The sequence below is a fragment of the Polyangiaceae bacterium genome, from assembly GCA_020633205.1.
Taxonomy (GTDB): domain Bacteria; phylum Myxococcota_A; class Polyangia; order Polyangiales; family Polyangiaceae; genus JAHBVY01.
In genome coordinates this window covers 67623-74471 of sequence record JACKEB010000025.1, presented here as the reverse complement: position 1 = coordinate 74471, position 6849 = coordinate 67623, and the positions used below count along the sequence as shown (strand labels likewise).

The window sequence follows — 6849 nt, the reverse complement described above, 5'->3', positions numbered from 1 at the left end:
CCTGGGTAGCTTCGCCTCCCCTTGCTCGACCATCTCGTCGGTCAGCACCAGCTGGCGGTTCGTCGCCGCTGGGTTCAGACGTTTGGCCACGTACACCGCGAGCCCCTCACCCCAGAGCGCTTGGTACATGCGGTCGGGGTGGGCGGGGTCGAACGGAGTTCGGGTGACCAAGTGGTAGACGTGGAATAGCTCGTGGTGAAACAGCGGCGCCAGGTCGACATCCGCCCCGTAGAGGCGAGCGATTTTGTCGACCCCGAAAAGCAGCACCGGCTTGCCATCCACTTCGCGCACGGCTCCGTCGAAGGCGTCCAAAGAAACTGTGAAGTACACCGTGCCGTCCCAAGCGAAGTCCGGAAACGCCCGTTGAAAGCTGGCTTGGTGTGCCGGCAAATCCCTCCGGATATTCTGACTGATCGCGCGCATGCTCGGAATCAAGGGTGCCGCACCCTCCAGGAACTCGCTGACACGCGCGTTCAGGTCAAAGGGCACGCTCGGATCCTTGCTCAGCACATTCGCTGAAAACACGGCTGGGTGCTGCTTGGGCATCCCCGCTAGAAACAGTTCGACCCTCCGAGCTGGAGGCTCCGACTGAGCAGCTTCCCAGTAGCTCCACCACTCCGGCATCAGATCGACGACCTGATAGTTTGACGCGTGGCCCTGTTGCGTCACCTCGGGCGCTTCGTCAGCGGGTGCAGACGGCGCTGGGCGGGGCTGCGGCGCTGAGGACACAGGTCGCGGGGAACAAGCCAAGGCCACGCAGCCGACACACGCCAACAACCCGGGCAACCTCATCCGTCCATCTCTCAGCATTCCGCTCATGTGCAGCTCTTCGCTAAGGCTCGCTGAATATTTCAAGGCAGTCGTCGATTTCGAAGATGGGTTGATCGACGCGCTGGAGCCCCGCGCCGTGTGGATCGGCCGCGAGACCCACTCAGGAAAGCGTGTCATACACTTCCACGCGGATTCAACTTCCATCACTGAGGGCGAGGTCCTGAAGTACTGCGAGACGCATGCCACTGGCAGGCGGAGCTCACGGTGACCCACGACCCGGCGTGGGAGATCTTGCACCGCTACTGACTACCAGTTCTCTCCAAAGGGCCTCAGGTCGAGCTCGAACGTCCACGCGCTCTTCGGTTGCTGCGTGAGGTTGTAGGCTGCTTCGGCGATGGCAGCCGGGTCGAGGGTCGTTGGTTGCTGGGCATCGTTGGGCTCGGCGATTTGACCGTCGATGATCAGCAGGGAAACGTGAACGCCCTTGGGCCCCAAGTGGCGCGCCATGGCTTGAGCGAGGGAGCGCTGCGCGGCCTTCGCTGGCGCGAACGCGGTGGTAAACGGCTTGCCCCGCAGAGAAGCGGTTGCGCCAATCACGACGATGTTGCCCGCGGCTTTCTCGAGCATGCCCGGGATGACTTGCTTGGAACTCAGGAACGCGCCGAGCGTATTCACGCGCCACGACTGCTCGAACGCCTTGGCGTCGAGCTCTTCGATGTTCCCCCAGGTACCTGAGCCGGCGTTGAAGACCAGAACGTCTACCGCTCCCAAGTCGTTGGTGACCGCGCTGAAGGCAGCCTTGACCGCGGCTTCGTCGGCCACATCGCAAGCATACGCGCGGGCGTCGCTTCCAAGCTCTTTCACCAGCTTCTCGGAGAACTCCGTCTTGCGCGAGAGCAGCGCCACGCTGTAGCCCGCCGCGTGAAAGCGCCGCGCGAACGCAGCGCCATTCTTCGGACCAATACCAACGACGACGCAGACCGGCTTGCTCATCGTGCTTGGTTAAGGCTGGGCACCGGCGGGTTACAAGTCAGCAATTGTTCAGTTGCGGAACTTCGAGGTTATCCGCGCGCACGTTCATTCTATAGTCGTGGCTTGCTCATGCGCCCGACCCAGCTCCTGCTCATTGCGGCGTGCCTTTGCGCCGGCTGCAGCACCACGGTGCACTACGGTTCGACGGTCACGGTGCGAGCCGATCAGGTGAAGAACCTGGGATCGCGCCCGTTCAAGCTCGTCTCAACCGGGCTGAAGGCAAGCGCTCACGCGCCGGTGGACGACCCAAAGTCCGCAGAGCTGGCGATCGCGGCAATGGACAGCTTGGTGGCACAAGCCAAGCTCGGTCCGAATCAAGCGCTGAGCAATGTATCCCTCGAGCAGGGCGTGATCGAAGAAGAGGGCAAGCCTGCGGTGCGCGTCGTGACGTTGCGCGCCGACGTCGTGGAGTTTCTGCCTGAAGGTCCGCCTCACGCGACCTCGGAGGCGCCATGAGCGCGGTCGGTCGCCTCTTGGGCTACGTGGCGCTCGCGCTGACGTGCGTCGCTTGTGGGGGCACCTCTCCCCCAAAATCGAGCTTTGAATATGCCTTGCCCGCATTTTCCACGGAGCTTTCCCAGGCGAACTTCGAGTATGTGAAATTTGGTGCGGTGGGGCGCGTGTCCATTCCAGGGCAGCGCGAGCAGATGAAGCAGAGCGTGGAGCTCGGCTTGGTGAACGAAGCACTCACGCAGATTTGGGCACAAGCACCGCCGGGTGTTGGCTTGGCCCTGACCAACGTCGTGGTCGTGATCACGGAGAAAACGGAGACCAAGGAGGCGGTGTTCACCTCCACCAAGACCACGAAGAGCGATCTCGAGTTGGTCATCCGCGCGGATATCGTGCGCTTCAAGGATCCGGCGCGCTTCAAGGACACGGCGCGCTTCAAGCAGGACGCGCCGTGAAGCGGTGGCTACTGCCCTGCGCGCTCGCGCTGTTGGTTCCACAAGTGGCTTCTGCGCAGAGCACCGACGCTCCGACGACGTTCAGCACCAGTGATCGCGTCGAAGAGGTGCAACGTTCGTCATCCATCGAGTTCAGCGTTGGGACCTTCCAGATGTTCGATTCGACGAAGGTGTTTCGTTACAACGACGACGTGCAGCTGATCCCGACCAGTGCTGCCAAAGCGGTACTGGAGTATTTCATCACTCAGTACTGGCGTGCGGTGACGATGTACGACTTGCCGCTCTCGACCGAGAAGCAGATCGTCGCCGGAGAGATCCGGGAGCGCGTGTTGCCCTCGGTGTGGAGCTTCGGCCTCGAGTGGGCGCCGTTTCAGTTTGCGATCCGCAGCAACGCGCAGCTCGAGCTCGAAGGTATGGCGCTCGGCGGCTTCGAGGTGAGCGGCGATCAGCGCTTCGTGCCGAGTCTGCTTGGGCGCATGCACCTATCCGCGTATTCCTCCGCGGATAATACGGGCTTCGGTGTGTACCTTGGAGTGCACTACATGGCTGTCGCGAACCGCATCGGGCCGCTCTACGGCGTCGGCTACCGGTTCTGAGCCCCTCAGTTCGCGGGCAACTCGAGGTGCGCAAGCCCGACTGATGGGACGGACGATGTCACGCTGCCACCGGCGTAGATGGTGCCGCCGATCCACAGGCTCTGATTCCCGAGGCTCACCGTGTTCACGCTGATGGCCCCCAACCCGCCGCCTACCGCACGGAACTGCCCGTCCTTGTAGTAGAGCAAACCAAAGCCGCTCTTGTCGTCCAGGTCAGCAGAGCCTGCGAGCAAGATCCCGCCGCCTGGCACCGGCCGGATGTCGTTGAAAGAGAAAGCAGGATCGGGGGTGAGGTTGCTCCCGGAAGTCGCCAGCTCCTGCCACGTCGAGCCGTCGAACGCACCGAGCAGGTACGCACCGTTGCCCTCGTCGTAACAGCTCGCGTAGACCGTGTCGCCACTGACTGCCAGCGCCAGCACCTGGCCAGGCATGCCGTCGCCAAGGGCCGACCAGGCGCCTTCGTGATAGCGCGCCACGCGATTCGCCTCGAGGCTACCGATATGGGTGAAGGCACCGGCGACGATCACATCTCCGTTGTCGGCGAACGCGAACTCGCTGACCGGGCCATCGAATTCACCATCGAGAGTATTCAAGGACGTCCCGTCCCAAGTCGACACGGATCCCGTTAGGCCCATGCCGGAGATCCACAGCGTGTCGTCAGGCGCGTAGGCCAGAGCCATCAGCGGATCGAGCACGATGTTGCCGATCGCCGACACGAGCGTGCCGCTGTCATTGGTGAACACCTTGCCTTCCGCGTCACCTACGAGCGGGAAAACCATGCACCCCACCGCTAGCTGACCGGTGCTACTGACAGCGAGTCCTGGACAGTACGCATCGCTCGGGATCGTATCCGCGAGGTTCTCCCAGCCGTTCGGGGTGTAGTGGATCACCCGACCCACTGCCGGCGCACCCGAAACGTGACTGAAGGTACCAAGTCCATAGACTTCACCGCACGCGTCGCCTCCCGTCGCCATCTGGTCAACGGAGCCGCCGATGCCTAGATCGCCGCTACCTACCGGCTGCCAGCCCGCAGCATCTCGGGCGATGATTGACTGTGACAGCACCCCGCCCATCCCGGGAAAGCTGCCGCCCAAGAGCGATCCGCTGGCGGTCTGCACGATGCGCTGCTGGCCCATATCCCACACGGCCGACGGTCCCTCGTCGCCGCACACGACCTGATTGAACCAAGGGCTCACGGAGCTGCCGCCTGGGTTCAGCTCCTGCCACGCGCTGCCGTCCCAGCGGGCCGCTGAGCGGGTCGGGACGCTTCCGGCGTCTCCTTGCATCCCACCGGCCGTGTTGAAGCAACCGACGACGTCGATCACACCGTCATGCGCTACGAAGTCACTCACGACACCACGAGTAGCGTACTGCGCCAGTCCACCGCCGACGGTTTGCCATGCGGAACCGTCCCAGTGAGCCAGTCCGCCCGCTTCGCCGAGGTCACCCAGCGCACCACCCGCGTAGAGCTCGCCGCCAGCGGTCCGGCGCAGCGCGTAGACAAGGAACGCCGACGGGAAATCGTAGGCCTTCCATTGGGTGCCGTCGTAGCCGGCTGCCTTCTGAGCCGTTACACCGCCCACGTTGACGAAGGCTCCGGCGACCAGCACCTCACCATTCCCCACGGTAACGTCGTAGACAGGTCCGTCTGCCGCTCCCCCCGGGGGTTCGGACCAGCTGAGCCCATCCCACAACGCAAGGTGTTCGACCTTGGGCGTTCCAGCCATCTCGAAGTTCCCCGCCACCCACAGCACTCCGTTGTTCCAAGCGAGTCGGCGAACTTGACCCTTGAAGGATCCAATCGACGCGAGCCCGCTTCCGGTGTCGATCCAAACCTCGCCATCACGCTCGCCAAAGGAGTCGTTGGTCGCCAGGGCCAGCGCGCCATCGCCCGCGATGGCGACGGCACTGAAACCATCTTCTGGTGCTGGGAGCTCCCAAGTGGTGCGCGCAGGCGCCCACGCGCTGCCATCCCAACGCATCAGTGGTGGAACCGAAGTACCGCCGAAGGAGTCGAACGCGCCGGCCACGACCCAGCTGCCGTCCACGTCTTGAGCCATGTCGTAAACCACTGGGGCGTTGCCGTACTTGTGGCCGAAGCCCGAAATCGTGAAGCGACCATCCCAGGTCCCCTGATCGAGAGTCGCCGCGTCGACGGTCGCGCAGCTGCTCACGCCAGCGGTGCCTCCAGTCCCCGCGCTGCCGGCGCTCCCAGCGGTCCCAGCACTCCCAGCGACGCCCGCAGTCCCCCCGCTGCCACCACCGGCGCTGCCAGCCATGGAGCCCCCGACACCCGCCGTGCCTCCACTCCCAGAGACGCCACCAGCGCCTCCCGTTTCCCCGAGGGAACGGTTCGGTTCATCGTCGCTGCCACACCCAGTGAGCAACAACATCAGGGCGCAGACGGAAGCAGTGCGAAGGGTCATGGCCGTGAGCATGACGTCCCCAGCGCATCGAGGGTAGTGCAGGACTGCACAAATCACCTCGCATCAGTGCACCAAAACGTGCATATCTGACAGATATGGACTACCAGCAGCTGTCCCAGGAGTTCCTGCGTGCACTCCGCGGCGCGCGATCCCAGACGGCTTTCAGTCGCCGCTTGGGCTACTCCACGAACGTCGCCTACGGCTGGGAATCTGGGCGGCGCGCCCCCAACACCAGCGAGGTGTTGCGTGCTGCGGCCCGCATTCGCCTAGACGTGGCGGGGGCGTTCGAGCGCTTCTTCCACCCCCGCCCGCCGCCGGAGCTGAGCGACTACGAAGCGACGAGCCCTGCGTATGTGGCCGCAGTGCTCCGCGCGATGCGCGGCACGAACTCGATGCAGTCGATCGCTGACCGCGTGGGGCTGAGTCGCCCTGCAGTCAGTCGCATCCTCTCCGGAAAGACCGAGGTGCGGCTACCACTGTTCTTTCAACTGGTCGACAGCATGACCAGGCGCCTGCTCGATCTGATGAGTGACTTCGTCGACGTGAGTCAGCTCCCGGCGGCAGGTGAAGAGTGGCAACGCATCGAGGCGCTGCGCCGCCTCGCCTTTCAGAATCCGCTGTCTGAAGCGGTTCCACGCTTCCTCGAGCTCGATGAGTACGCCGCTCAGGCCGGACACATTCCCGGCTGGATCGCCGAGCGGATGGGGATCTCCCAGGAGGACGAGGAGCGCACGCTGCAGGATCTCGAGCTAGCGGGCATCATTCGCTGGGACGGCAGCCACTGGAGACTAGAGAAGCAGCGCTCAATCGATACCACGCGGAATCCCGAGCTTGGCCGTCGTATGCTTGAGTATTGGACGGAGCGCAGCCGGGCGCGTATCGCCTCTGCAGGCGACGGGCGCTTCTCCTACCTGGTTTTTGGCTGCGACGACGCAACCCTGACAGCGATCAATGACCTGCGCCTGCGCTTTTACCGTGAAATGCGTGCGCTCGTCGCGGCGGCGCCTACAGCAAGCCGGGTGATGGTCGCCACGGTGCACCTGTATCCCCTCGACGTTGGCACAGGTGACACGAACACTTGAGTAGTTGTGTCACGCGGGGTCTGGTCCAACGATTACG

7 protein-coding genes are annotated in these 6849 nt (G+C 63.8%); 4 read left to right on the top strand and 3 right to left on the bottom strand.

Annotated elements, in window-relative coordinates; genetic code table 11:
* Both H6718_35600 and H6718_35595 read right to left on the bottom strand, forming a co-directional pair.
* On the bottom strand, positions 1-792 hold a 792-nt coding region (locus H6718_35600), incomplete at its 3' end, for a hypothetical protein (protein ID MCB9590788.1).
* 285 nt (positions 793-1077) lie between these two features.
* The gene (locus tag H6718_35595) at positions 1078-1764 is read right to left on the bottom strand and encodes an SDR family NAD(P)-dependent oxidoreductase (GenBank protein MCB9590787.1); all 687 of its coding nucleotides are present in this window, start codon (positions 1762-1764) and stop codon (positions 1078-1080) included.
* Positions 1765-1872: 108 nt separating this feature from the next.
* On the opposite strand from H6718_35595, the gene H6718_35590 reads away from it, so the two are divergent.
* From H6718_35590 to H6718_35580, 3 genes are read left to right on the top strand one after another with little or no spacing between them, the layout of a single operon-like run.
* Positions 1873-2259, top strand: coding sequence for a hypothetical protein (locus H6718_35590; GenBank protein ID MCB9590786.1), 387 nt, complete (start codon positions 1873-1875; stop codon positions 2257-2259).
* A complete protein-coding gene (locus tag H6718_35585) occupies positions 2256-2708 on the top strand; it encodes a hypothetical protein (protein MCB9590785.1) in 453 nt (150 codons plus the stop codon). Before H6718_35590 ends, H6718_35585 begins: the two co-directional genes overlap by 4 nt.
* Positions 2705-3304 (top strand): hypothetical protein, encoded by a 600-nt coding sequence (locus H6718_35580; GenBank protein MCB9590784.1) that lies wholly within the window; start codon positions 2705-2707, stop codon positions 3302-3304. The genes H6718_35585 and H6718_35580 overlap by 4 nt, the downstream gene beginning before the upstream one ends.
* 5 nt (positions 3305-3309) lie before the next feature.
* On the opposite strand, the gene H6718_35575 is transcribed toward H6718_35580, so the two are convergent.
* Positions 3310-5730 carry a hypothetical protein gene (locus H6718_35575; GenBank protein ID MCB9590783.1) on the bottom strand — a complete coding sequence of 807 codons (2421 nt, stop codon included), beginning with the start codon at positions 5728-5730 and terminating at the stop codon, positions 3310-3312.
* Positions 5731-5825: 95 nt separating this feature from the next.
* Here H6718_35575 and H6718_35570 point away from each other — a divergent pair, with 95 nt between their 5' ends.
* Positions 5826-6812 (top strand): DUF4423 domain-containing protein, encoded by a 987-nt coding sequence (locus tag H6718_35570; GenBank protein MCB9590782.1) that lies wholly within the window; start codon positions 5826-5828, stop codon positions 6810-6812.
* Positions 6813-6849: the final 37 nt, after the last annotated feature.

Excerpts from the sequence above, each read along its gene's own strand:
- H6718_35595 (MCB9590787.1), bottom strand. The coding sequence starts at position 1,764 with ATGAGCAAGCCGGTCTGCGTCGTCGTTGGTATTGGTCCGAAGAATGGC.
- H6718_35590 (MCB9590786.1), top strand. The coding sequence starts at position 1,873 with ATGCGCCCGACCCAGCTCCTGCTCATTGCGGCGTGCCTTTGCGCCGGC.
- H6718_35585 (MCB9590785.1), top strand. The coding sequence starts at position 2,256 with ATGAGCGCGGTCGGTCGCCTCTTGGGCTACGTGGCGCTCGCGCTGACG.
- H6718_35575 (MCB9590783.1), bottom strand. The coding sequence starts at position 5,730 with ATGACCCTTCGCACTGCTTCCGTCTGCGCCCTGATGTTGTTGCTCACT.
- H6718_35570 (MCB9590782.1), top strand. The coding sequence starts at position 5,826 with ATGGACTACCAGCAGCTGTCCCAGGAGTTCCTGCGTGCACTCCGCGGC.